The sequence below is a fragment of the Psychrobacter immobilis genome (genome assembly GCF_904846175.1).
In the GTDB taxonomy this organism is placed as follows: domain Bacteria; phylum Pseudomonadota; class Gammaproteobacteria; order Pseudomonadales; family Moraxellaceae; genus Psychrobacter; species Psychrobacter immobilis_E.
Window position 1 is genome coordinate 1 of record NZ_CAJGZM010000005.1, and the last position, 24,825, is coordinate 24,825.

The 24,825-nt window shown below is 41.7% G+C and carries 21 protein-coding genes and 1 tRNA gene; 7 read left to right on the forward strand and 15 right to left on the reverse strand.

The genetic code is table 11. The annotated features are described in order from the left end of the window. Positions 1 to 145: 145 nt before the first annotated feature. Genes JMW39_RS08290 through JMW39_RS08300 form a run of 3 tightly spaced genes read right to left on the reverse strand, consistent with a single transcriptional unit; the run spans position 146 to position 5,584 of the window. Positions 146 to 1,786: an RNA-binding domain-containing protein gene (locus JMW39_RS08290; protein ID WP_201545805.1), complete on the reverse strand. Its 1,641-nt coding sequence runs from the start codon at positions 1,784 to 1,786 to the stop codon at positions 146 to 148. Between the two features lie 37 nt (positions 1,787 to 1,823). After that, on the reverse strand, positions 1,824 to 3,116 hold the full coding sequence (locus JMW39_RS08295; RefSeq protein WP_201545807.1) for a restriction endonuclease subunit S: 1,293 nt from the start codon (positions 3,114 to 3,116) through the stop codon (positions 1,824 to 1,826). Positions 3,117 to 3,118: 2 nt separating this feature from the next. Next, positions 3,119 to 5,584, reverse strand: coding sequence for a type I restriction-modification system subunit M (locus JMW39_RS08300; RefSeq protein WP_201545810.1), 2,466 nt, complete (start codon positions 5,582 to 5,584; stop codon positions 3,119 to 3,121). A 196-nt stretch (positions 5,585 to 5,780) separates the two neighbouring features. On the opposite strand from JMW39_RS08300, the gene JMW39_RS08305 reads away from it, so the two are divergent. Together JMW39_RS08305 and JMW39_RS08310 are read left to right on the forward strand one after the other, a co-directional pair. Beyond that, entirely contained in the window at positions 5,781 to 5,963 is a 183-nt protein-coding gene (locus JMW39_RS08305) for a hypothetical protein (RefSeq protein ID WP_201545813.1), read from the forward strand. Positions 5,964 to 6,042: 79 nt separating this feature from the next. Then, the gene (locus tag JMW39_RS08310; protein ID WP_201545816.1) at positions 6,043 to 6,621 is read left to right on the forward strand and encodes a hypothetical protein; all 579 of its coding nucleotides are present in this window, start codon (positions 6,043 to 6,045) and stop codon (positions 6,619 to 6,621) included. Positions 6,622 to 6,998: 377 nt separating this feature from the next. Here the strand turns inward: JMW39_RS08310 and JMW39_RS08315 are convergent, their stop codons facing one another. The 6 genes from JMW39_RS08315 to JMW39_RS08340 form a co-directional block, all read right to left on the reverse strand. Continuing rightward, positions 6,999 to 7,259 carry a helix-turn-helix transcriptional regulator gene (locus tag JMW39_RS08315; protein WP_227679467.1) on the reverse strand — a complete coding sequence of 87 codons (261 nt, stop codon included), beginning with the start codon at positions 7,257 to 7,259 and terminating at the stop codon, positions 6,999 to 7,001. 170 nt (positions 7,260 to 7,429) lie between these two features. Beyond that, entirely contained in the window at positions 7,430 to 8,347 is a 918-nt protein-coding gene (locus JMW39_RS08320; RefSeq protein ID WP_201545819.1) for a hydrolase or metal-binding protein, read from the reverse strand. 125 nt (positions 8,348 to 8,472) lie between these two features. Then, positions 8,473 to 9,588, reverse strand: a complete 1,116-nt coding sequence (locus JMW39_RS08325) for a YqaJ viral recombinase family protein (RefSeq protein WP_201545833.1) — start codon at positions 9,586 to 9,588, stop codon at positions 8,473 to 8,475. Positions 9,589 to 9,701: 113 nt separating this feature from the next. Next, positions 9,702 to 10,694: a DUF932 domain-containing protein gene (locus JMW39_RS08330; protein WP_201545836.1), complete on the reverse strand. Its 993-nt coding sequence runs from the start codon at positions 10,692 to 10,694 to the stop codon at positions 9,702 to 9,704. 56 nt (positions 10,695 to 10,750) lie between these two features. Continuing rightward, on the reverse strand, positions 10,751 to 11,032 hold the full coding sequence (locus tag JMW39_RS08335) for a hypothetical protein (RefSeq protein ID WP_201545839.1): 282 nt from the start codon (positions 11,030 to 11,032) through the stop codon (positions 10,751 to 10,753). 118 nt (positions 11,033 to 11,150) lie between these two features. Next, entirely contained in the window at positions 11,151 to 12,119 is a 969-nt protein-coding gene (locus tag JMW39_RS08340; protein ID WP_227679468.1) for an inovirus-type Gp2 protein, read from the reverse strand. A 455-nt stretch (positions 12,120 to 12,574) separates the two neighbouring features. Here JMW39_RS08340 and JMW39_RS08345 point away from each other — a divergent pair, with 455 nt between their 5' ends. Next, positions 12,575 to 13,561, forward strand: a complete 987-nt coding sequence (locus JMW39_RS08345) for a hypothetical protein (RefSeq protein ID WP_201545842.1) — start codon at positions 12,575 to 12,577, stop codon at positions 13,559 to 13,561. An 86-nt stretch (positions 13,562 to 13,647) separates the two neighbouring features. On the opposite strand, the gene JMW39_RS08350 is transcribed toward JMW39_RS08345, so the two are convergent. Both JMW39_RS08350 and JMW39_RS08355 read right to left on the reverse strand, forming a co-directional pair. Next, positions 13,648 to 15,027 carry a tyrosine-type recombinase/integrase gene (locus tag JMW39_RS08350; protein WP_201545861.1) on the reverse strand — a complete coding sequence of 460 codons (1,380 nt, stop codon included), beginning with the start codon at positions 15,025 to 15,027 and terminating at the stop codon, positions 13,648 to 13,650. Positions 15,028 to 15,320: 293 nt separating this feature from the next. After that, positions 15,321 to 15,411 (reverse strand) — tRNA-Ser (locus JMW39_RS08355). Positions 15,412 to 15,557: 146 nt separating this feature from the next. Here JMW39_RS08355 and JMW39_RS08360 point away from each other — a divergent pair. The 3 genes from JMW39_RS08360 to JMW39_RS08370 all read left to right on the forward strand — a co-directional run bounded on the left by JMW39_RS08360 (position 15,558) and on the right by JMW39_RS08370 (position 17,438). Next, positions 15,558 to 16,451 (forward strand): DNA/RNA non-specific endonuclease, encoded by an 894-nt coding sequence (locus tag JMW39_RS08360; protein WP_227679469.1) that lies wholly within the window; start codon positions 15,558 to 15,560, stop codon positions 16,449 to 16,451. 65 nt (positions 16,452 to 16,516) lie between these two features. Next, on the forward strand, positions 16,517 to 16,780 hold the full coding sequence (locus JMW39_RS08365) for a hypothetical protein (RefSeq protein WP_201545880.1): 264 nt from the start codon (positions 16,517 to 16,519) through the stop codon (positions 16,778 to 16,780). Positions 16,781 to 17,054: 274 nt separating this feature from the next. Further along, positions 17,055 to 17,438: a DUF2147 domain-containing protein gene (locus JMW39_RS08370; protein ID WP_201545882.1), complete on the forward strand. Its 384-nt coding sequence runs from the start codon at positions 17,055 to 17,057 to the stop codon at positions 17,436 to 17,438. A 257-nt stretch (positions 17,439 to 17,695) separates the two neighbouring features. Here JMW39_RS08370 and JMW39_RS08375 read toward each other — a convergent pair whose 3' ends face one another. The 4 genes from JMW39_RS08375 to JMW39_RS08390 all read right to left on the reverse strand — a co-directional run bounded on the left by JMW39_RS08375 (position 17,696) and on the right by JMW39_RS08390 (position 22,327). Further along, complete coding sequence (locus tag JMW39_RS08375) at positions 17,696 to 18,958, reverse strand: ammonium transporter (RefSeq protein WP_201545884.1); 1,263 nt, start codon at positions 18,956 to 18,958, stop codon at positions 17,696 to 17,698. Between the two features lie 83 nt (positions 18,959 to 19,041). Further along, positions 19,042 to 19,380: a P-II family nitrogen regulator gene (locus JMW39_RS08380; protein WP_011514651.1), complete on the reverse strand. Its 339-nt coding sequence runs from the start codon at positions 19,378 to 19,380 to the stop codon at positions 19,042 to 19,044. Between the two features lie 443 nt (positions 19,381 to 19,823). Then, complete coding sequence (locus JMW39_RS08385) at positions 19,824 to 20,678, reverse strand: universal stress protein (protein ID WP_201545886.1); 855 nt, start codon at positions 20,676 to 20,678, stop codon at positions 19,824 to 19,826. Between the two features lie 149 nt (positions 20,679 to 20,827). Further along, entirely contained in the window at positions 20,828 to 22,327 is a 1,500-nt protein-coding gene (locus tag JMW39_RS08390) for a SulP family inorganic anion transporter (RefSeq protein ID WP_201545888.1), read from the reverse strand. A gap of 645 nt (positions 22,328 to 22,972) precedes the next feature. Here JMW39_RS08390 and murD point away from each other — a divergent pair. Continuing rightward, positions 22,973 to 24,391: a UDP-N-acetylmuramoyl-L-alanine--D-glutamate ligase gene (gene murD / locus JMW39_RS08395; RefSeq protein WP_201545890.1), complete on the forward strand. Its 1,419-nt coding sequence runs from the start codon at positions 22,973 to 22,975 to the stop codon at positions 24,389 to 24,391. Positions 24,392 to 24,825: the final 434 nt, after the last annotated feature.

The following is a 24,825-nucleotide window of genomic DNA, read 5'->3' on the forward strand; positions in this document are numbered from 1 at the left end:
ACCTCAACGTCTAAAACTACACCTCAACGTCTAAAACTACACCTCAACGTCTAAAACTACACCTCAACGTCTAAAACTACACCTCAACGTCTAAAACTACACCTCAACGTCTAAAACTACACCTCAATGTTTAATATTAGACTATCTATTCGTCTTTTAGTTTCCATTTTTTAGCTTCAGTTGTGATCTTATTTTGTTTTCGTAAGCCTTGTAGTAAGTTTCGTACTTTGTCTTTTTTCTGCTGTTCTGACAGCACGTCTGGTAGCTTATCAAAAAGCAGTTCATCAATCACAGAGCGCTTTACTTCACCAAAATTTTCAAGGCACTGTAGGATGATTTCTTTATAATACTGATTGTTCAGCCCTTTATTTTTAATGTAGTTTGCCATCTCATCAGTCTGTTTAGCAATGTGCTTGGCGATATGACAGTTTGTTTTTCTACCTTCAATCAATTGACGACTCTTAAGATACTTAAACTCATTGTCATTGAGAAGTTTACCCTTTTGTACCTTATCGAGTAGGATAATGTCCTCAAGCGATAGGTCAGGGGATTGCGCCAGCTTTTGCGCATATGCTGGATCGATAATCTTACCGTAAATGGTCACTTCAACTTTATTATTGGTTAAGTCGTATTCAGGCAACGGGAAAAACCTTTCCCGCTGAATGATAAACATCTTTCTAATACCACTACCAATGGTGTCGATCATATTTAGGTTGACCATGGCATCAACCAAAAACTTGTTACGATAGCGATGTTCAGGGGCGTCTTCTTTGACCACAGCTTCAACACTAGTAGGAATAAACCGTCCTTCGTTTTTTATGACTAGTCTGCCGTCCTCAAATTCAACTAGGCTAACGCGACCGCCCCGCGTATAGTCTTGATGGGCAATGGCGTTGTTTAATGATTCCCTAATCAGGTACGGGTGGTACTGATCTACCTCTTCAGGAAATAAGGTATAGCCTTGCATATAGCGATATTTCAAATTACGAACCTTACCAAATACCTCATCCACTGCCAGTAGTAGAGGGCACGTAAAATGCTCATAATCTTTTTCGATACCGTCTTTATCTTTAAGTATCCAAGTGATTTTTGCAGAAGCAGGGTTTATAAAATACTCTGATTCACTTTTACCTAGCAGTAAAATAGAGGTACGAGTGATTTGACCTTTAAAGGTAAGCTTGGCTTTATCCAAGAACTTACGATCATCCCAATCCGTCATATCTTCTTTGAGCTTGGGGTTTTTGTCAGCAAATCTGAGACGTGCAAAGGCAATAGCGTCAGGGTCGAGATCGTCAATGCTGGCATCAGCAATGGTGTGCCGACTCCAATCAACTTGCGATGGTGCGCGCATAGTCTCAAGCTCATTGATGTTTAATGCCCCAAGCGATGAGCCATCGCGCCCGTAGTAATGTCCATCAAACGCAATCGGCATGCCTTGCGGTGCAGCTGGTATCTGTAACATCAGCACTCTGCCATTAGGGTGGGCGATGTCATGAATATCAGTAAACGTCACGCGCCCTGTCATGCGATCCGCCACGTCTTTTTTTAGCTTATCTAAGGCAGCATCATTGGGATAAGCCTGCGTACCGACGATATTTTTATCGTCATCAACGCCCAATACCAGGCATGCGCAATCCTTTGCTTTTAGGTTGGCTTCGTTGCTTAACGCTGAGAAGTATTTGCATAACTTCTTAAAGTCATACTGCGTCTTGGCTTCTTTAAACTCAACGACTTCATTTTCGTTATAGCCTAGCAGATCGGATAATTGGTTAATGGCATTGGGCATGAGGGTCACTTGGCTGTTTGGTGTAGTGATATAAATGTTAGCTGACCTTGATCTTACCTGTCACTGCTTGGTTAATCAGGATGGTTTTGTATTCTTTTAGACGATCGATTTGTTTTTCATAGGTATTAATAGTTGCAGTTATTTGCTTAGACAAATCGTTGGTATATTCTACTATCTCGATTTGCTCTTTTAAAGGCGCGACTACTATTGCCATTCTTCTAAAATCCCTATAGCTCAAGTTTTGTCTCAAACCACTTCCATACTTATAAATAGCCTTAGTCGTATCAAGTGTATGCAGGTACAGATGATAAAAATCAGCGTAGTTGTTATTGATTACAGCAAGGTTTAAGTATGCACTGGTTATAATCCCTTTCACCTTAGAAATACTAGTTCTCAAGCTGTTCTTATCGTTCTGTAAGTCAGTACCTCTAATGATAATATCGTTAGGCATTACAACCTGATAAGTCTCAAAGCTTTCAGGCATTAAACCATACATCTTTTCAGCAGGCTTAATAATTATTCGACCATAACTTAGTGACAAAACGGTACTTTCTACCATTCCTTTATTAGCTTGCTTCTTTTCAGAAAAGATATTTAATCCTACATCCGTTTTCCAATGTTCTGGAATATCGCCAATCCAATCAACACCGCTATCTTTCATCGGCGCATCAGGGTTTAGACCTTTGGTCACTGCATTTTGAATCACGATTTGCTTATACTCTTCAAGCTTGGTGATTTGCTGCTGCTTTAGGGTGACGGCTTGATCGATTTGGGCTGTTTTTGTTTTGACAAAACTAACAATACTTCGTTGAACTTCTAGAGAAATATTAGGCACTTGAAATCTTTTAAAATCACTAAAACTCAAGTTCTGTCTTAACCCCGTTCCCATCTTATAAATAGCTTTAGACGTATCAAGGCTATGCAAATAATAATATAGATATTCAGGCAAATAGCTGCTTCCAACTTTAAGCCCTAAATAAGCACTTGTGATAATGCCCTTATCTTTAACCAGTCCTATTCGTAAACTAGTTTTATCATTTTGTAAATCCATACACCTAATAATAATATCATTGGGTTCTACAATTTGATAAGTTTCAAAACTTTCGGGAACGAGACCAGTTAGTTTTTCTTTAGGCTTGATAAGGATATTGCCATAACTTAACGATAAAACAGTATCGACTGTTAAACCCTTATTTTTCAATTTATTTTCATTAACGAATTTAAATGCAGGCGTTAAACTCCACTCTTCAGGAATATTTCCCAACCAATCGACACCGCTATCTTTATAACTGTCATAACGAGGGTAGCTATCAATGACTGTCTTATCCATGATTAACCCTCCGGATTTGCTAGGCGTTGTGCGCTTAAGATTTGCGCGATCAAGCCATCCGCTTGTTGCTCAAGCTCAACCAACTCTCTAGCTACTTCAGTTAATGAACGCAGAGGCTTATGCTGATAGAAGTATTTGTTAAAGCTAATCTCATAGCCTATTTTCACGCTATCAAGGTCAATCCAAGCCTCATCGACGTGAGGCTTAACCTCATTAAGGTAGTACTCATGGATGCTGTCACCAAGCGGTATTGACTCAGAATCACGCAGGTCTGAGTTTGATTCATAGACCACATACTGGTTGGGCTTGGTTTTATCCATACCAACGCTTGCCGCAGGATAATAACCGTAGTCTGCTAACTCATCAGTGCTACAGTCTAAGTGCGCTGTCAAAGCCTCAAGTTTTTCAGGCTTAAAGGTACTGATAGACTTAATGACTTTTGCGCCGGTTTCTTCATACCAGCTCACTGCATCGAGTATCTGCTTAAGCTCGTTTGCCTTAAGCTTAATATCATTAGATTTAACTAGACCCTTGACCAAATCGGTAAATATATTAAAGTCGGTATATAGCGTATCGCCATTGTAATCATTCGCGATGTCATCAGTGATAGCGTCGCGAATACTAATAGCATGATTGAGTATCGTGAGCTGGTTTTCCCAAGTATCAAACTCTATTAGCTTTTTGCGCTGTTTGGCAGACAGTCCAAGCTCTTCTTTTTCTGACCACTCCTTGATTTCATCGATTTGTTCAATAAAAAATTCATAGTCGTATAGATCATTACCAAATCTATCAAACACCTCACACATCGCATCATATATTTGATTGTCAAAGCGCAACCGTCCGATAAGATCATCACGCATTTGCACGTGACGGCGATCAGGGCGCTCAATATTCACTTTATAATAGCCAAAGTCTTGATTGTCGAATATTTGACAGGCGATACCAATAGGATCACCTTTTTCGTTGAAGTCATCGGGTTGACGTTCAATGCTTGCCATATCTAAGTAAGTCTGGGTAATGGCTTGAATATCTGTCGGGCTAAACTCGCAGTTTTTATCGCCTAAGTTTTTGCGTAGCTTGCGATACATTTGGCTGGCGTCAATCAACTGTACCTTGCCTTGGCGGTGCGTAGGTTTGTTATTTGATAGTAGCCATATATAGGTGGTAATGCCTGTGTTATAAAATAGGTTGTTTGGCATTTGGATAATGGCTTCTAGATAGTCGTTCTCGATAACATGACGGCGGATGTTACTTTCGCCTGAACCTGCATCACCAGTGAACAGACTTGAGCCATTATGCACTGATGCAATGCGAGAGCCTTGGCTCCCGCTATCAGTCGCTTTCATCTTATCGACCATTTCCATCAAGAATAATAGCTGACCATCGCTTGATCGCGGGGTAGCAGACTCAGTACTGACCGTGCTCCAGTAGTCAGCTAGATCAACGGTAAATCGGCTATCTCTAACCTCTTTACCGTCCATAATGTACTGCTTTTCATTTGCCCAGCTTTTACCATAGGGAGGGTTGGATAGCATGTAGTCAAAATGCTTACCGGCAAAACTATCAGACGATAGGGTAGAACCGACCTTGATGTTTTCAGGGTTGTTGCCCTTAATCATCATGTCCGACTTACATATCGCGTAAGTCTCATCGTTGATCTCTTTACCATACAGATAAATACTGCGCTCATAGTCTTCGCTTTGATATTTCTCGATAATGAAGTTTTGAGACTCGGTGAGCATACCGCCACTACCACAGGCAGGATCATAGACAGTAATACTTGGCGGTAGGTTGCCTTGTAATGGGTCAAAGATAAGATGGGTCATGAGCTCAATAACTTCACGCGGGGTAAAATGCTCACCTGCCTCTTCGTTGTTTTCTTCATTAAACTTGCGAATCAGCTCTTCAAATACATAGCCCATACCTAAGTTGCTTAAGCCTTGAATTTTATTGCCATCAGGATCAATTTTTTCATTGGGCGAGAAGTTCATGTAAGGAGAGACGAACTGCTCAAGAACGCCTATTAGCACTTGCTTATTAGCCATGTGTTTAAACTGAGCGTAAAGGTCAAAGCATTTGATAATTTCTTTGACGTTATCGCTATAACCGTGTAAGTACTCTTCAAGGTTAGCTAATAGAATTTGCTCATTATTGCTGGCCGTTTCTTTAAGTAACTTTAATGTCCATTTACTAGTGTTATAAAATACGTAGCCTGAGGCTTCTCTTAAACCAAATTCGTCTTCTTCATCAAAACCTTCTTCTTTTTGGTGGCTGATCTCTTTCAATACTTCGCCTTTGGTTGGCTCAAGCAAGCTATCCAAGCGGCGTAGCACTACCATTGGTAATATGACATCACGGTACTTACCTCGGACGTATACGTCTCTTAAGTAGTCATCAGCAATTGACCAGATAAAAGAAATAAGTTTGTTATGAACGGTTTGTAATTGCTTGTGGGCTTGTTGACTCATGGAATGGCTCTAATTATTGAACGAGATTTGATAGCGGTTAGTATAAGGAGTTGGCTTGTGATAAAGCAAATATAATAAGGCTATATAAGTAGTGCTTAATAAGTAATGCTTGTTTAAATTATTGAAAAAATTTAAACATATGTTTGATTTTCTGCTACTATTCATCTTTCCAACTATTATTTAAAGGATGAGTAAAGTGGGCAATCCATATGGCGATGAAGATGAGTATCTTGAAGACGATGAAGAGTTAACTGTGATGCAAAGGCAGCGTCAGCTAGACCTAAGAATAGCGCTAGCAAATCAGGGATTAACTGAATCAGATCTTGGAGACGGAGTGCTGCCTGGAGCCTTTATTGATGAAAATGATTACAAAGAATGAATATCTGACTTGATACTTATCGCAACTATAAGATAGATAAAAAAGGAATGTAGGCATGAAAGGTTTTTTATTAGGAGGTATGGCTACTCTAGTACTTCTTCTTATAGGGTGCGAATCTAAAGTCCAAGACTATCCAAAAGAACACACAGGCGGTACTTCGTCTACGGCCAACGAGACTATAGGCGATTCTGTGCTATCAGAAGAAGTGGAGCCTGATGAAGACTATGAAGTTCTAGATAGTCCTGACTTTGGCGATGGACTTGAGTATGATCAAGAAGGCAATCGTTACTATCCTGAAGACCATATAGAAGAAGCTCATGAGGTGGTAGAAGAAGACGCTTACGAGTTAGTCGAAGAGGTATATGAGGTGGACCCACTTACATTAGCGCCATTACGCGTGTGGGGTAGAGACCTTTCCAATTCGATGTCAACTAACCCCAATCAAACCTTAGCCAAATACGGAAACCGTCGACTCATCATCAACGGTCAAGTACAAATGGTGTTTGAAGACGGTGTCACATTGGGTAGTACGTTTGTCGGCATTAACCCAAATGGTATTTCAAAGAACGACGTCATCACCGTTTACTGTTACGGTGTTGACCGCGCTAGCACTAACGGTTACGCTCTATCTGCTATTGGTCGTGACTGTTCATATTAAGCAACCAAAGAATTACATATAAGGGAAACCAATTACATCTGCATTACCGAAAAAGATCAATAATGATTCTTGGAAAGAAAACATAAATTGGGATAATTATGACTTTTGTCGTAATTACATGTGTTTTCCATTGTTAGCGGACATACGTAACCCTATGATTTGCTTAAGTACCAAATTATAATAATAGAGGGTCGTTATCTAAATTACAGAAATTACCATAAGATCTATAATGTATTCCTTATGTTGACTACGACGAGATGAAAGTATATTTTGGCGACACCAGTTAATAATGTTTAATTGTTAATAAAAACTGATGAATAAAGACTCTAAACAAAAAAATAAGCCATTTAGATTGGCTTATTTATTTATATAACTGCTTAGTGAACTCTCGCAGCTATCTTATCATCTAACCACTCTGCAATCTCGCTCTCGACCCATGCTACACGCCCCTTGGATAGCTTAACCTGAACAGGGAAGGTAGGGTCATAGCGATTAGACTTCTTGTCTAATATATCGTAAATAGTTGTACTACTTAGTCCAGTAAAGTAGATAACCTCTTTAAGTGGTAACATTCTTGGTAAGCGTACAGCCCTTAGATTGTTAATTTCAGTTTGATTGTTAATGTTTAGATTTTCCATGATTTGCTCCTTATAAGTGTATGAGAGCGTTTCCCCTCATATACTTACCGAGTCCTATAATTTTTTACTGCATCCCATGCCGTCCGACGATTAGCTTTTGACGCAGCTAATAAAAAAAAGGAGCTGCATGAAACAGCTCCTTTTTATGCCGTGTGCGTGTGTTAGCTTTACTAACTAACTGCTGTCACACTTTGCCGTAACCCCTGCTCAATACTGGTCACGTCATGATCGGCTAAGCCATGGTTCAAGTGCCTATGCGCATCTTGATGTTTACCAGAATCGCCTGTCTCGGCTGGATAAAATTCTTCCACCACTGCAAATGCCTCGTCGCTATCAATTTCAAAGCACGAGTTCACATAGCCAAGCTTCGCCGCTGCCTCTAATGCTTCCTGATCAAAGCCGTGGTCGCTAAGCTCCGCATCAATTGCTTTGGCATTAGATACCGCATCTTTGAGCGTCACCCCATCACGCAGCGTTAAATCGACAAAGTAAATCGGCGTACGATAGCTTTGCGTCGTACTTTTTCCTCGCAAAGTTAGTTGCAACGGTAAACATGACAGCTTATTGCCTGACACCGCGGCAAAGTAGCTTAAGCGTGCGGCAAGCGTCCTGATACTATTAAAGCCAGTCGTGCGAAAGATAAAAGTACCCAGCTCATCGTCCTCAGACAAATTCACGTACAGACGACCGTATGGCTTACAAGCACCGCCTTGCGCCAGTGGGCAACGATCGGGTGATGGGCATGGCAGTTGCTCAACACCATTGCTTGTGCGGCGCTGACATTGCTCACCGTCGCCCACGCATAGCGGTCTGCCAGTTTGTCTATCGAACAAGGTGTATTCTGCTCGCAAATTAAGTGTCGGATCATTAAATAGCATACGTACAGGTATTTGCCGCAGCTTGCCGTCACTCTTTGCACGTAGCTTTTCATCAAGTGGATGGTTGATCCAGCCCTCCTTGTTTTGGATTTGGCTGGTAATGGTAAATTGATCATCTTTGGCAGGAAGACGTTTGCCATCTTTTACAATGACACGTCCAATGCTGATACGACCTAAAACTGGTGGGGTTATCGTTAGACCTTTAATCATGGTGGTATTCCTTATAGGTTTAATAGAATGTGTTTAGCCATAAAAAAGCCCACCTATGATAGGTGGGCGGTTATGCGCTAGATCTGGTTTGTTGGTTTGTTGGTTTGTTGAGAATAGATAGCGGCTTAATCGTTTAAGACAACAAAGCGTCTGCTGCCTTGACGGGTTTTACTGAATTTAGCTAACAGTTCAGGATGGGCTTTGATAACGGCTTTGCTATCAAGACCCACACTGTCTTTCGAGCGCTTCCATGAAATAGCCCCTTTTTCAAACACGGCCACCTCATTATCTTGAATTAAGCTTTGCAGTTGATGCTTCACCTGATCATGGCGCTGCTCTAGCTCTTGCATATAGTCACGGTAGCTAAGCAGTTGCTCAAACAACTTATTAGCACCATCATCATCTCGCAGATCAACCTTGCTTGATGGCTTAGGCGTTGGATACAGCTGTTTTAAGGCTCTCGCTGCGGATTCACTATGATCAGGCGTTGGCGGTGTGTCGGTTTCCACATACTGCCAGAACAGACGCTCATGTTCCATGATGGATGCAATCAAGTGCTCATCACGCTCAACCTTATAAATCTTAGCTTCATGTCCACAAAGCAGCACGCAGATATGAGCTGCAATTTTACCTGTGACCGCTAATTGATGTTGTACTTGGCAAGTGACGTATAACGGCACGCCATGCTTCCAGAGCTTAGCCCCATGCTCACCTGCGGTTTTACACTCGAGTACCTGTACTTCGTAGCTACCAGTAATGGCATAGTCGAGATTGGCGAGCATAAAGTGCTTGTCAGGATCAGGGTGCTGCAAGATGGCGTTTACGCGCCTGACTTTATTGCCAGTATGTTCTTGATAGTACTTAGCCACCATCGGCTCCAAGGTATTGCCCCAGTACAGTGGTGAGTACCCTTCAATACCGTTATTATTACTGGCATCGATGTCTGAGCTCATACGTCCGGTCTTTATCATCCATAGCTCAAGCATGGATAGGTACGGATGGATGCCACAAGCGGCAGCGGCATCAGAGCTGCCAATGCCTTGTCTGCGTACTTGTAGCCAGTCCTCGCGGCTTAAGTCTTTGGTATTAACCAAACGCTTAGCAGTCGTTGACGTGCTCACTTGAGCAGGTTTATCAGTGCTATCAAGCTGCTTGGTTTTCACCACTGCTGGTTTACGCTTCACGGTGGCACGCTTAGCCTGTCTTGGCTGAGTGTTGGTATTTAATGCGATCATGTTCATGATAAATTCCTTCGTTAAATTGGTTTTTAGTTGATTACTGATTAATGAGAAAAAACGGCATAAAAAAACCACGCTCGAAAGCGTGGTTTAATCGTTGCGTGTACTAAGCGTCTTTAGGCAATCAATGCAAAGGCTTCCTCTAAGCTTTTATCTTTCAGCTTAGCGCCTGCACCAAACCATGCTGAATCGAGCCTATGATCTGTCGACATGGCACGGCGCTCATGGTCCACATACTCTGTCATTGCTGACAGCAGACCATAAGCGGTATCACGCGCTGAGTCTAAATCAGCACCGCGACCTTGGCCGTTAAACATGCTCATCACCTGATTCATGGCACGGGCATTGGGCACCGCATCTTTTTCTTTCTTAGCGCTATTAAACAGAATGATGTCATTGTCCTGATCATTGAAAACACGGTTCAGATAATTAGCCGCTTCTGCTTGAGTGACACGGCGCTGGGTTAACTGCTTCATCTCATACATGTGCTCATTCCACTGCTTAACAGAAACGCCTAATTGCTGCTTGACCTTGTCAGCATCAAAGGATGTGCTATGCGGTACTTTCACCACGCCTCCTGAGCCGTCAGCTAAGCTAATCGCTAAGGTGTTATTACACACCACACGGATATTGGTAAATTGTGCGGTGGTCGCAAGCGTCCCATCACAAGCGGTTGCAAGGAGTAGATAGCCATTACTGACATCACCGCCCTTTAGGGTCATAGACTGACCGGTACGAGCGAGTGCCCACATCTTACGACCACCCTTTAGCACCCCTGCGGTTTCAAGCTCAAAGTGCGATTGCTCAGTGAGATCACGATAAAACTCGAGAATCTCACGCGGCTGTACTTCTTGGTAGCGTTGACTGACTACTGATAATGGTTCTAGGTTATCGCTGCGGTACAGGACCTTATTGCTATCAAAGGACATGATCAGGCTTTGACCTTTTTCATTGCTTGCCATGTAGCTGACATCAGAGGATTCGATACGCCAATCCATACCGGCCTCACGTGCCCAGACTTCGATAGGCTGATTCTTTGGTAGCTGACTGCCGAGACCGTGCCACGGGGTATCACCGACATAAGCCATATTTTCGATTAAATGTGCCATGATTCATTTCCTTTTAGGTTTGATTGTTTATAAGCATTAAGTAATGCGATGATTCATTAATTGATGGTTGAGAAAATGTGCGTACAGTCATCACAGCGATGCTGCTTATTGATGAGCATCGGTAAAGCGCTATGAGGCTCTGCAAGCTCGATAACGGCTGCAATCGCAGTACCTGCAATCACGCCGATCACAGGATGGACTTTGAATGATTTGCATAGACTGACACTAAGATCGATCAGTGCAGCGGGTGATAACAGGTTATCAACGAGCTGCTGGTTAGTACCATCAGTCATCACATAAACAGCGGACGACTGACAACGTGGACATACTGGTTTCATAAGGGCTCCTTATTGCGCGCATAAAAAAGACCTGCACGTGGCAGGCCTTTGATCAGTTAAGAAGGATGAGCATTAAGACGCTAATGCTCGATCTCATGACAGTAGTATGTATTTGAAATTAGTTTGCTATGGGTGGTAATCCACGACGCTTCTTTGTACGGTAGGTGCCATGACCAAAGGTGCGCATGTTTGGCGTCCATGCTTTAAGACGTTGTCCGTACTTGTCAGGGCGAGTTAAGTACAGTGCTGCATAGATAGCATTTTTTACTTCTAAAAGGTTATCTCTATGTATCATACCAACGCCAAGCGTACCTCGGCGCTTATACTCTCGTTTACACTCAGTGGTATTACCATTGTTGTACCAGCCTAAACCTTCTGTGATCTCAACCCATCTCTTACCGACAGCTTCGCCTAAATACCAGTCTTGCTGACGCTTGTCAGCGTTATAGATCAATACTAAGTGACAGTGTAATCCACCATTATCAACACCTTGCTCTATAGCCCAAGCATAACCTCTTAGATCTTCAAAGCAGCCTTTGTCAATATTCATATTGCTATTAGTTTTTCTCTTTTTCTCTGTTTCCTTATCTCTTTGGATAGCTTTCATAAGCTGATTCATAAAACCTTGGAAAGTTTCAACGCTGACAAGGTGCGAAAACTCTGATTTTATTTTGACATCCACTCTCACTATAAGCACACGGGTATACTTTTCTAAAAAATAATTTATATAATCTAAAAGCGATTTTCTATTGCGCTGTTCTTGAAAAGCAAAGTCCGTCATAGCAGTGGCATATTCATACTGATAAAAAATTAGCGCCTGTAAAAACCTCTGTGTCGTAGCCTCATCCCAAATAACTTCATTAGGATAATAGTTATCACAAACAATATAACAACTGCCTATAAACCATTTTATCGAATTGACGTATTCCAAATCGTTATTGTAGAGCAGTGTCATTGGTTGATAGTAAAGATTGAGTTGCTCATTAATTTGTTGAATGCTAATTCGAGTATTAGGTTTAAGTATATCGCTCACGAGTTTGTCGACTTTAGCGACAACCATCTCATGGCTTAAGTTTGGAATGATCATGTTATTGGCCTAAAGTTATACGTTCATAATCTTAGGCAGATGAGTAAATTATTATTTCTCTTGTTAGGCATAGCTAGTCACATAGTATTAGGATTGATATATGTAATAATATTAATAACCGGATTTTGACGCTTGTGAATATCACGCTACAGCGTAACTTTAGTTTTTGAAAAAGCCTACCCATGCGTGAGTTCGCTGAGTGGCGAGTTACGTATTTTTAGTTTGAGGAAAAGTGCTAGCCATTGCTAGACTTCTTACAAAAGCAACGGCTTATTAGTTTTTATAAATTAATATAGAGCAATAACACAAACTTGCACAGAAATTTATCGATCCGGATTATGCGGTAAGTATATTCAGAAGTATTGCTCAACTTGGCCATTATGGATATAATATTCAGATTTTCTTTTGAATTATCACGCGTGATACTATTTTTTTTCAACAAAAGGATTTTGTTTATGATATACGGCAATGAGGAAGGTGGTGGTTCTAGCCCACGAAAGGATGATTTTTTCTTATATTTAGAAAAATTAAGCTCTAGGAAGATACATAGCCTTGCATTTTTTCATAATCGTTATTCTATTAAAAATCATAAATACTTCTATAAAAAAACAAGCAGTATTTTTTTTATCGATTGTGCTAAAGTAGATGGAAAATACTACGAGGTAGAAAAATCTTTAAAGTTGATGGAATCCAGGTTTTTCATTGAAGAACATTATTTTGAATGGTTGTATGAAGACTTAAGAGCTCAGATTTTTGTGCTGCTATATATAAGATCTTTTCTTCAATTGGAAATAGATGATAAAAATAAGTTTGGCCGTAAAGATGTTCTCGGCTATCTATATCCTCTCGAATATAGTGAAATAGTAATTAATGAGAGAGGGTCTATAGTTGAATTTATTTATGAGCTATTAGATTCTTATGTAATAGATGATGTATTTCAAGAAAAAAATAAAAAAATAAAAATAATGGAGAGAGCTAGATTATTGTGGTCAGATTTATATAATCAATGTACCTATACAGATTGGATTAAAAATGCTGATGACAAGCAAGTTAGATGGTTAAAGAAATATCTTGAAGACAAGGGGATGTATATTAGTGACATCCAAGGCATAAGTTCAACTGAATATTTTCATATCGTATTATTATCAGCTCTTGATTTTATAGATATAAAACCTTTTATTCTGGAAAATAAGAAATATAAGGAGCCAGACTCAAAGAAGAAATTTATAGATAGAATGAAAAGGTCTTGGAGTCAGAAAGTACATCGCGACTCAGGAAGGGCAAAGAAAAAATATCACCTACCGTTAGCTAAAAATACTAGGGATAGGTTAAGAAAGATGTCTATGGTCGAAGACGTGTCAGAATCTGATATTCTTGAAAGGTTAATCAACGAAGAGTATGGCTCAAAATACTTGGATGTAAATGGTCAAGATAAATATTAGATTATGCTTTTATTCGACGCTGAATAGATAGTCGCATGTCTCATAATAGCTCGAATATTTAAGCAGAGATTTAATCTAAGTAGCAGTTACACAGAATTCGGGATACTCTCGCTCTCGATCATAAAGCGCTTTAAGTCCTCTCTAGTTAACCCCTGATTTAATAAAGCATTTATCATTATATGTTTATTATGTTTAGTTAGCCTTTTGTCAGATTTCGCCAAAGAGCTTTCAATCTGCTGACGAGCTGTCTGGAAGTCTACGACTTCGCCCTTGTCTCTAAGTAAGTCCAAGAAGTCAGCCCAAACTTGCATGATTTTACGACGCTCTTCTAAATGCTGCGCATGATTATAAACTGCTCGGATACTGCTTTTTTTATCATGGGCCATTTGCTTCTCGATCGCATCGCCCATATAGCCAAGCTCGTTTAAGTTAGTGGATGCGATGTGACGAAAGCCGTGACCTGTCTGTTTGCCAGCATAACCTAATATATCGAGCGCATTATTGATAAACTCCTCGCTATATGGTTGCTGAGTACCTGTATTATAGAAAACATACTCATAGTGACCTGTGATTGGTTTCATTTCTTCTAAGACTGCCAGCATTTGATCTGATAAAGGTACAACGTGCTTACGCGCGACCTTAAGGTTATCAATATCGACACGCCAAAGACGATTGGGAAAATCGATATGTGTCCATTTCATCATACGTAGCTCGATAGTACGACAGAATGAGTAAGCAAGAAACTTCATACCTAATCGGGTCTGATCGTGACCGTGATAGTCCTCGATAGCTTGGAGGAGGGCAGGTAATTCGTCAATGTCTACATGCTTCATGTGCTGGCTTTTAGCTTTGGGATAGAGCGCTTTTAAATCATCAATAGGGTTCTGGTCAATGATACGTTCACGTTTGGCACGTTTTAGAATATTGGCAACCAGATCAATGGTTCGTCTGGTAACCTCACGTGGTCGATCTCCATTATAATTGACACGCTTCTCAATCTCATCAGCCATCAAACGACAATCCTCAAAGGTCACATCTTTTAACGCAATACCTTTAAAGTTCGGTATGACGTCTTTGTGCATGCGATTATAGTCTTGCTGGTAAGTACGCGGCTTTACGTTAAGCTTGCGTTCAGCAAGCCATTCTAATGCATAGTCATTAAATTTTTGCGCGTGGATATTAGCAAGCTTATCTTGACGCTTTTTGTTCTTTGGGTCGACACCCTCTGCAAGTAACGCTTTAATCTCATTATTGGCTTGTCTGGCTTCGGACAGCGACATGATGGGGTAAGTGCCAAGGCTCATGCGCGTCTGTTTACCCTCAAAGCGATAAGCACTTATCCATGACTTTGTACCAGTACTACGTACTAAAAGCTGTAAGCCATATTGATCACTATATTTATCTGGACAAGCAGGGGTGCATTTATCACTTGGTTTGAGGTTGCGGATTTTACTATCGCTTAACATGATGGTCTATTCCCTATGGCTACAAGCTATATGAACCAGGCGATATCACCAAAATGTTGGTCTAAAGCTGAATCATGAAGCATAAATGTTGGTCTTTTTGAGGTCTAATGAAATCATAGACCAACAGATAGACCAACACAAGCCATGGGATAGGTGGGTTATATTCGGATAGATTAGGAAAACGTTAGACATAAAAAAAACGCTAGACGCGTTATTTATAAAGGGTTTCAGAGGTGTTTAGGAGTGTTTAGGAGTGTTTGGGACAAGATAGGCAAACTAGGATATTATAAGATTGGCGGTGAAGGAGGGATTCGAACCCTCGATACGCTATGAACGTATACACACTTTCCAGGCGTGCGGTTTCAGCCACTCACCCACTTCACCGTTTTTTGCAAGACCAAGATTTTTGGCTGCCTAAGTATAGCGGATAGCATTTAAAATGTCACCACTTGCGCGGCATCTTTCTTTATTGCTAACTGCCTGCTAGGATAGCGTATACGTAATAGCAGGCATAGATGGTTGAAAGTGGCATGATAAGTTTTTTTAAAGATAAATCACGGGTTAAAAGTAACATCGTATTGACAGTATTCACTGTCTTAATAGGGATATCGTCTGCACACGCAGATGACCTTAGCCAGTGTAGCCAGTCTTTTTATGGTGGCGTCTATCCTGAATTTACCAATCCTAAGCTCAGTAATAATACCCAAGCGCTATGTATGGACGGTTTTGCGGTTATGTACTCAGGCGTATCACGTACCCCATTATGGTCGGCAGAATATCTTGACCGCAAGCGCTTGCAGCAAGCCAAAGAGATTGACCGTGAAGACAGCTTTCATGAAGAAAGCCGCCTGCCAAAATCTATGCGTGCCAAACTGTCTGATTATTCAGGCTCTGGTTATGATCGTGGGCATTTAGCACCCAATGGCAATATGGCCAATCGCAGCCAGCAGTACGATAGCTTTAGCCTTGCCAACATCGCGCCACAATCACCGCGTAATAATCGCTATATTTGGCGTAATATTGAATCTGCTACGCGCTATTTAACGCAGCAATATGGCGAGGTTTATACTGTCACCGGTGTAGCGTTTACCGATAAGAAGACCAAGCAGCTGGCGGATCGTGTGCTGGTACCCAGTCATTTTTTCAAAGCCGTTTATATCCCAGCGACCAATCAAGCAGGGGTGTATTATGCGCCCAATGATGAATCAGAGCGTATAGAAGTGATTAGTGTTGATGAATTAACCGCCAAGATTGGCATCGATGTTTTGCCCGTATTAGACGCCCAAACCAAAGCGCAAGCGTTTGATTTGCCTTTAAAGGCAGGTGACAGCTCCGATTTGCCCGAAACTTCCCCAGAAGAACCAGTTTGGATGCTATTTATCCTAGCAATCATTGACTGGCTCATGGCACAATTGCAGGCATAAATGCAACTAAATCCACACAGCATTGAAAGATCGTGTAATGCGCTGTTAAGGTAAAGGAGGACTAAATGATTGATCCATTTGCAAATAATCACCAAAGTATGCAGATTGGCGATTTGGTAATCGAAAACCAAGAAGACAAAATTATTATTTATGGCGACATTAATCTGGTCTTTAACGATATTGGATATGAGCAAGCACAACAGCTACACGAGCTCACAAGTAAAATTATGCTGGCATTTGAAAACCGCAGTCAATATAGTAATACTGAGGATAAGTCAAAAGAAAAAGATGACCAATCAGATAAAATTATAGACAATCCGTTCCTGTAACTGTTTGATATGCTTTTAGTTTTAGAGAAATAATAAACTATAAAAAAATTACTAGGCAAATTCTAAAAATTGCTTATAATGAGTTAAGACATCGCTTATGTCGATCAGATTTTTTATATAAGACTGAGCATTAATTAAACACTAATGCAGGTTACTAACTTAAACTTTAGGTTAGAACCGCAAGCTTGCAATAAAAGATTGTTGATAAAAGGATAAGCGTAGGACATCAGAAACACAACGTTTCTAGTAATCATTGAATGAAGGGAGTCAATTTATGAAATTATTCGCAAAAACCACTTTAGCAGTTGCCGGTATCAGTTTAGCAAGCATGGCATTCGCCGCTGACCCATTACACAACACTACTTGGCAGACTTTTGATGAAGGCCAGCCAAAAGGCGTGGTTAAAATCACTGAGTCTAATGGCGTCCTAACTGGTAAGCTTATCAGTACGACTTCAGAAAAAGGTAAAAAGCATGTTGGCATGACGATCATTTCTGGTCTGAAAGCTGACGGTGGTGGTAAATACAGTGGTGGTACCATTACTGACCCTGAAAAGAATAAAGACTATCGCATGACTGCTAACCTAAGTGGCAGCACCTTAAAACTAAAAGGTTATATCGGTCCATTCTCACGTAGCCAAACGTGGAAAAAGAAATAAGCTGATATAATTCTGCTCTATTAAGCTTGGTTGTTAATGTAGATTAAGCTTTATAAAGAATAAGAAATAAAGAATCCCGCATCACCAAAAGGTTATGCGGGATTTTTAATGCTAGCGCTTTTATTAATAACGATTTTATTGGTGAGTGCTTTATCAATACTGCTTTTATCAATACGTTTTTATAAATGCTAATTTTATTAATGATGGTTTTATTGTGGATAAAATGGTCCTCAATAAAACCATCGTAGATAGTAAGCTTACCTTATAAACTCTGGATAGGCTTCCATACCGCATTCGGCTATATCTGCCCCTTGGTATTCTTCTTCTTCAGAGATACGCAGACCAATCACCAGTTTAATAATGCTCCATACAATCAGGCTACTGATAAACACCCAAGTAAAGATGGTTGCAGCACCGGCCATTTGCCCGAGCAAAGTAGCAGCTGGATTTGTTAGAGGAACTAGCAGTATACCGAATAAGCCTGCCACGCCATGCACCGAAATAGCCCCTACTGGATCATCAATTTTTATTTTATCTAATACTAAGATAGATAGTACGACGATGACACCTGCCATTATTCCAAATAGTGTTGCCTGAAGCGCCGACGGTGTAGAGGGTTCTGCAGTGATAGCGACAAGACCTGCTAGTGCACCATTTAAGAGCATGGTCAAATCTGCCTTACCAAATATAATGCGCGCGATGATAAGTGCGCCGATTGCACCACCTGCAGCAGCGGCATTGGTATTTAAAAACACCACCGCAACCGCATTGGCACTAACGATATCGCTAAGCTTGAGTACGGAACCACCGTTAAACCCAAACCAGCCCATCCATAAGATAAGAGTACCAAGCGCGGCCAAGGGTAAGTTGGCCCCCGGAATAGCACGTATCTCACCATTTGGACCGTATTTACCTTTACGCGCCCCTAACAGCAAAACACCCGATAGCGCGGCAGCGGCTCCTGCCATATGGACGATACCTGAACCAGCAAAATCAGAAAAACCCAAATCGCCCAAACTATATAAACCAAAGACTTCTTTACCGCCCCACGTCCAACTGCCTTCTAACGGGTAAATAAACCCGGTCATGACAACGGCAAAGAGTAAAAAAGACCATAACTTCATGCGTTCAGCCACCGCACCTGAAACGATTGACATACAGGTGGCGACAAAAACTACTTGGAAGAAGAAATCAGAGGCGGCCGAATATACGGCGTCGCCAGCAAAGCCATTTTCAGCTGAGGTCACTAATGCATCTGCTACTAAGGTTTCAGTGCCTGCAATACCGCTCAAAAACAGAGTGCCATCATACATAATGGCATAACCGCATATCATATACATGGTACAGGCGGTTGCAAAGAGGGCGATATTTTTGGTAAGGATTTCGACGGTATTTTTTGAGCGTACCAATCCTGCTTCTAACATGGTAAAGCCAGCTGCCATCCACATGACTAGCGCCCCACACATTAAGAAATAGAATGTATCTAGCGCGTACTGGAGCTCAAATATTTGGTTTTGCATGTTAATTCCCCCTTGAATATATGCAATATAGCTATCGAGATGACCTATCAATCAGTATTCATAGGCGGTCTGGCGCTTCAAAATTAAATGGCATCAGGACCTGTCTCACCCGTACGAATACGAATGACTTGCTCAAGATTGGTCACAAATATCTTGCCGTCACCGATTTTTCCAGTACTTGCGATACGCGTAATGGCTTCGATAGCAGGTTCGACCATCTCATCCATCACTGCCACTTCGACTTTTACTTTAGGTAAAAAGTCCACCACGTACTCGGCGCCGCGATAGAGCTCGGTATGACCTTTTTGACGACCGAAACCTTTGACCTCGGTGACGGTGACACCTTTCACACCGATGTCAGAAAGCGCTTCACGCACATCATCGAGCTTAAACGGTTTTAAGATCGCAGTGATTAGCTTCATAAAAAAATCCTTATATAGGTGATGTCGCAGGTTAATAGAGGCAGTTTGCCGCCGCGTGCTATTGTCATGCTTACGGACAGTGCTTCAAGAACTGTGCCAAATCTACTCAAGGGGGTAGGTAGGTTTGCACACAGGCGCTCAAAAACACTCATAAAAATGACAACGAATAGCGCTTATATCATAACGATAAATAGTACATTTATTGATACAAGTTAGGGAAATCAACCTTTAACGTTGAGTGAACGAACACTTTATTATAACCAACTTTTTAAGCACTTAGGTAGGCTATCACTTTATTTCATGTGATGATTTGCTAAAAGATGATGGCAGAGAAAAGGGCAGGAAGTCGTAGAGGCTTGCGCGAAATGGAATATTAAAAGCGCGATAAATCACGCTTAACATTAAGTCTTTACAGTAAAATAAAGGAGGAGTGTTATGTTTGATTATGCCTTGGGGAAGAGTAAATACGGGGTTTTGGTGCTGCCCAGTAGTTTTTTTGTCTCGCTACCTTTTAGTAATTCAAGCAAACGCGGCTGCCCAAAAGCACCAGTCATCAGCAGACCAATATCGTTTTTGCTTTGGTAGTAATTTAGGGCAGCAGTCACATCACGGCAGTCAAGCAAGGCTTTTTTACATTTGATGCCCGCTTGTTTGAGGCGCGCATAAGCTTCACGTAACGCATCGCAGTTTTCTGGATTTTCTTTGGCAACCATGACAATGTGTATTGTCAAAGCACGAACGAGCGGTGTTTTGCAGAGCCAATTTAGCAGTTTATGCGAGGTTGGGCTATTATCAAAAGCAAATAATGCCGTGGTTGTGGGCAAAAATGGTGCATGAGTCACCAAAATGGGGCAGTGGCTTAAGCGGATAAGCTGGCTTAAGGTTGATTTACAGGTGACATGATGACCGATGACAATCAATTGAGCCTTGTCATCGACGTAATCAATGCTGTCACTCAGAGTTTCATGCCGATGCAAGGTATAGGTTTTAAACTTATGAGGTTGCTGCTCGCAGTAAGTGGTCGCTTGGTGTAGCAGCAGCTTACCTTGGGCCTTTAGCTCGCTATTACTCGAGTGTTCTTTTGCCGTAAATTGATCTAGCAAGATATTTTCATCATCAATATTTAGGCAGCCAGAATAATCGACGGCGGCTTTTTGTTGTAAACTCGGTACGGAATGGAGCAGACCAATAGGTGCTTGCAGACGAGCAGATGCCCACATACTGGCATCCAATACCGCTTGCACATGATTGGGACAATCCAAGCAAGCAATCACACTGTCTGGCTTCAAATTACTCATAAAGGCACCACATATCTCAATAATAAAAACGCAGGCCCGCTGATTAAAGTCATTCCTTTAACCAGCGAGCCTGATTTTATATACCAATATAATTACTGATGAATAAACTAAGCGCTTATCTCAGCTTGATAACACTAATGCAGTTTTACTTAATCTAAGAGCCCAATATCTCGGCGATCATGAATCGAAAAACGATCGATAAGGGTACGGCTGGCGCTGTTCAGTCCGACCACTTTGACGTCAATACCTTCGCGTTGCAAGCGCATGACCAGTTTGTCCAAAGTATCAACGGCGCTCACATCCCAAAAATGGGCTTGGCTGACGTCGATTTGTACGCTATCCAAAGCTTCTTTGGTATCAAAACTCTGCAAAAACTGCGTCGTTGAAGCAAAGAACACCTGTCCTTGTACATAATAATAGCGCGTATTGCTGCTATCATCATATTCGCTAAAAACAGTTAAAAATTGCCCGATTTTATTGGCAAATGCTAAGGCAGATAACAGCACCCCAACGCCGACGCCGTACGCTAGGTTATGCGTAAAGACGGTGGTCAGAACCGTTGCTAGCATAACGATATTAAAGGACAGCGGATGGGTTTTAAATTCACGAATAGACTGCCAGTTAAAGGTACCGATAGAAACCATAATCATCACTGCTACCAGTGCGGCCATCGGTATCAAGCTCACCCAATCACTTAAGAATACCACCATGATGAGCAGCACCACGCCAGCGATGAGCGTTGATAAACGCGTACGACCGCCGGATTTGACGTTAATCATCGACTGCCCAATCATCGCACAACCTGCCATACCACCAAAGAATCCTGATACCACGTTAGCGACACCTTGACCACGGCATTCTTTGTTTTTATCACTTGGTGTGTCGGTTAATTCATCGACAATCGTCGCAGTCATCATCGATTCTAATAAACCTACAATCGCAAGCGCGATGGAATAAGGGGCGATAATCAATAAGGTATTCAAATTCAGCGGAATATCAGGCAACAAAAATACTGGTAAAGAATCTGGTAAAGCGCCCATGCTACCGACGTTACGAATATCGAGATTCATATACATGGCGACCGCGGTCAAGCCAACAATACAAATCAGCGGTGATGGAATCACGCGACCGATTTTAGGAATCAGTGGAAACAAGTAGATGATCGCCAACCCAGCTGCGGTCATAATATAAACTGTCATACCGACACGCTCAGTCATCGGATTAAGCTCAGGCAACTGAGCAGCAAATATTAAAATCGCCAGTGCATTGACAAAACCAATGACCACCGAGCGCGACACAAAGCGCATCAAGTTACCAAGCTTTAGAATGCCCATGATAATTTGGATGACGCCGCATAATAAGGTTGCGGCCAGTAAATATTGCAAACCGTGCTCGGCGACCAAATCAACCATAACCAGTGCCATTGCACCAGTTGCCGCTGAAATCATACCCGGACGCCCACCGACAAAACTGATCACCACAGCGATACAAAACGATGCATACAAACCGACTTTTGGGTCGACACCAGCGATAATAGAAAAGGCAATCGCTTCTGGAATCAAGGCCAGTGCGACGACCAAACCTGATAACGTATCACCGCGGATATTAGAAAACCACTCTTCACGCAAACTGCCAAAAAAAGATGTCATAAGTAAACTGCATAGGGTTAGAGGCAAAAAAAACAATCATTTCTAACTCAGCAATAAAGCTTAGCGATAAAATGATTGTATAGAGACCAACTATTTATTGACCTTTATAACGGTATCGCAAATGCCATCACCCATAATCACTATGATGACAGTCTTTAAAATGATGAATAAGTGTCCGCGATGGCCTATTGCGGTAGAAGAAGATAACAAATCTGTCAGACAAAACGCCATAATCTAGGGCAGTAATTGTCTGTCATACCATTATCAACAGACGAATCGTTGCTGAAGGAAGATGACAATATCCCGATACGTGTGACAACATGCTAAACTAAAATGCTAGATTGCATACTTGGTCAAAATAGCTATTTGCGATAGCAGTTACTATTAAGGCAGCTATTATAGCATTAGCGACTCAATATAAAAACAGGCGCATAATAACACAAAGCCTCAAAAAACCAGTACCGAAATCCGAGTAATGGCTTTATGATGCTGTTCATCTAAAACGTCTTATTCAGACTATATAGCACGTATTCATAGAGCTAAACTTATAGGCAAGTTTTTTATAAAAATTGCTTATAAAAGCTATTCATTAAAGTCGAGATGCTTGACACAATTTTGTTTGTCCAATAGATAGAAGGAATAGATATGACCGCCAGCACCGCAAAAGAAGCCTTACTTCATAAAGGCAGTGGTTTACAAGTCGTGGTCGGTTTGGGACAGTCAGGACTGTCGGTGGCGCATTATTTGACCGAGCAAGGCTACCAAGTTGCCGTAACTGATAATCAAGTGAGCCCGTCTTTAGCAGACCAGTTACCTGCTGCTGTTGAGATTCGTCAATTCGGGGCGATAGATGCGGAGTTATTGCAACAAGCGGCTCGAATTATCATCAGTCCAGGCATCTCATTGAAGACATCAGCAGTTGCCGCGGCTAAAGAGGCGGATATTCCGGTCGTTAGCGACATTCAGCTATTTTGTGAAGCGTGCCGCGTACCTATTATTGCCATTACTGGCTCTAATGCTAAAAGCACCGTCACCACATTGGTTGGCCAAATGGCGGCGGATGCGGGGGTCAATGTTGGCGTGGGCGGCAATATTGGCGTGCCAGCACTGACTTTACTGTCTAATAGCGAGATGGAGTTGGCCGTTATCGAGCTATCTAGTTTCCAGTTAGAAACTGTCACCAATTTAGGCGCGCAAGTGGCAACGGTACTCAATATGTCGCCTGACCACTTAGACCGTCATGGCGATATGCTCGGCTATCATCAAGCCAAACATCGCATTTTCCAAGGTGCCAAATCAGTAGTTATCAACCGCGAAGATGCGTTGACGCGCCCGCTGGTGGCGGATAATTTGCCAAGATTGAGCACAGGTATTCATGCCCCTGATAAAGGTCAGTATGGGCTTATTACCGACTCAGAAGGGCAGACGTATTTGGCACGCGGGACAGAACGTTTGCTATCGGCGGATAAACTGCGCATTAAAGGTCGTCATAATTTACTCAATGCGCAAGCAGCTTTGGCACTTGGCGAGCTCGCCGGTTTGCCGCTTGATAGTATGCTTAACACTTTGCAGGCATTTACAGGGCTTGAGCATCGCTGCGAATATGTTGCTACAGTCGATGGAATTGATTATTTTAATGATTCTAAAGGCACCAATATTGGCTCAACCATGGCCGCTGTCGAAGGTTTGGGGGCGGTATATGCACCCAAAGATGGCAAGCTATTATTAATATTAGGCGGGCAGGGTAAAGGTCAGCAATTTGGCGAATTAGCGCCATTCATCAATCAATATGTCAGCCAAGTGCTATTTATTGGCGAAGACAGTCAACAGATTGAGCAGCATTTACGAGCAGCAGGTATCCGTGATGATGACGTTTCATTACATCAATGTCAGACATTAGAAGGCGCTTTTTCGATGATTAAGCAAGTCACAGAAAGCAGCCTATCGCAAGTACAAGCGGTGCTCTTATCGCCCGCTTGCGCCAGCTTCGATCAGTTTAGTGGTTTTGCTGCCCGTGGCGAGCATTTTAGTCAACTGGTTAAGCAATTAGACTATGTTTCTTAAAGCAGTGTTTCTTGAAGCAGTGTTTTTTGAAGACGTAATTCTTAAAGCACTGTTTCACAATGCAGTGTTTTTTAAATAATGCTCCACAAGATAGTGTGTCATCAGATAGTTGGTCGTGAGATAACTGGTTATAAAAGAGCTTGTCGCTAGATAGTATGACCATCAGTTTTATACTGTTTCGTGTAGTGTGGTAAAAATGGCAGGCGTTTTTTGATAAATGATTGTTTTGCTTATAAATTGCTGCTACTGTCAAATATAAGCAGTGAGGCTTGCGAAAACCAAATGACGGATCAAGTGACGAATTAAGCAGCAACCCGAAATATGCTGCCATGTCAGTCCTTAATATTGACGTTATAAACCGCTAATAAGTCGTGGTTTGTCACCCGCTAGCTGTTTGCTATTATCTTGTTAGATAAAATCTATTTCATATTTTT

Coding starts and splice junctions, on each gene's coding strand:
- JMW39_RS08390 (WP_201545888.1), bottom strand. CDS start 22,327: ATGACATCTTTTTTTGGCAGTTTGCGTGAAGAGTGGTTTTCTAATATC.
- JMW39_RS08375 (WP_201545884.1), bottom strand. CDS start 18,958: ATGCAAAACCAAATATTTGAGCTCCAGTACGCGCTAGATACATTCTAT.
- JMW39_RS08330 (WP_201545836.1), bottom strand. CDS start 10,694: ATGGCACATTTAATCGAAAATATGGCTTATGTCGGTGATACCCCGTGG.
- JMW39_RS08310 (WP_201545816.1), top strand. CDS start 6,043: ATGGCTACTCTAGTACTTCTTCTTATAGGGTGCGAATCTAAAGTCCAA.
- JMW39_RS08345 (WP_201545842.1), top strand. CDS start 12,575: ATGATATACGGCAATGAGGAAGGTGGTGGTTCTAGCCCACGAAAGGAT.
- JMW39_RS08290 (WP_201545805.1), bottom strand. CDS start 1,786: ATGCCCAATGCCATTAACCAATTATCCGATCTGCTAGGCTATAACGAA.
- JMW39_RS08340 (WP_227679468.1), bottom strand. CDS start 12,119: ATGATCATTCCAAACTTAAGCCATGAGATGGTTGTCGCTAAAGTCGAC.
- JMW39_RS08300 (WP_201545810.1), bottom strand. CDS start 5,584: ATGAGTCAACAAGCCCACAAGCAATTACAAACCGTTCATAACAAACTT.
- JMW39_RS08370 (WP_201545882.1), top strand. CDS start 17,055: ATGAAATTATTCGCAAAAACCACTTTAGCAGTTGCCGGTATCAGTTTA.
- JMW39_RS08380 (WP_011514651.1), bottom strand. CDS start 19,380: ATGAAGCTAATCACTGCGATCTTAAAACCGTTTAAGCTCGATGATGTG.
- JMW39_RS08360 (WP_227679469.1), top strand. CDS start 15,558: ATGATAAGTTTTTTTAAAGATAAATCACGGGTTAAAAGTAACATCGTA.
- JMW39_RS08385 (WP_201545886.1), bottom strand. CDS start 20,678: ATGAGTAATTTGAAGCCAGACAGTGTGATTGCTTGCTTGGATTGTCCC.
- JMW39_RS08350 (WP_201545861.1), bottom strand. CDS start 15,027: ATGTTAAGCGATAGTAAAATCCGCAACCTCAAACCAAGTGATAAATGC.
- JMW39_RS08295 (WP_201545807.1), bottom strand. CDS start 3,116: ATGGATAAGACAGTCATTGATAGCTACCCTCGTTATGACAGTTATAAA.
- murD (WP_201545890.1), top strand. CDS start 22,973: ATGACCGCCAGCACCGCAAAAGAAGCCTTACTTCATAAAGGCAGTGGT.
- JMW39_RS08320 (WP_201545819.1), bottom strand. CDS start 8,347: ATGATTAAAGGTCTAACGATAACCCCACCAGTTTTAGGTCGTATCAGC.
- JMW39_RS08365 (WP_201545880.1), top strand. CDS start 16,517: ATGATTGATCCATTTGCAAATAATCACCAAAGTATGCAGATTGGCGAT.
- JMW39_RS08315 (WP_227679467.1), bottom strand. CDS start 7,259: ATGGAAAATCTAAACATTAACAATCAAACTGAAATTAACAATCTAAGG.
- JMW39_RS08335 (WP_201545839.1), bottom strand. CDS start 11,032: ATGAAACCAGTATGTCCACGTTGTCAGTCGTCCGCTGTTTATGTGATG.
- JMW39_RS08325 (WP_201545833.1), bottom strand. CDS start 9,588: ATGAACATGATCGCATTAAATACCAACACTCAGCCAAGACAGGCTAAG.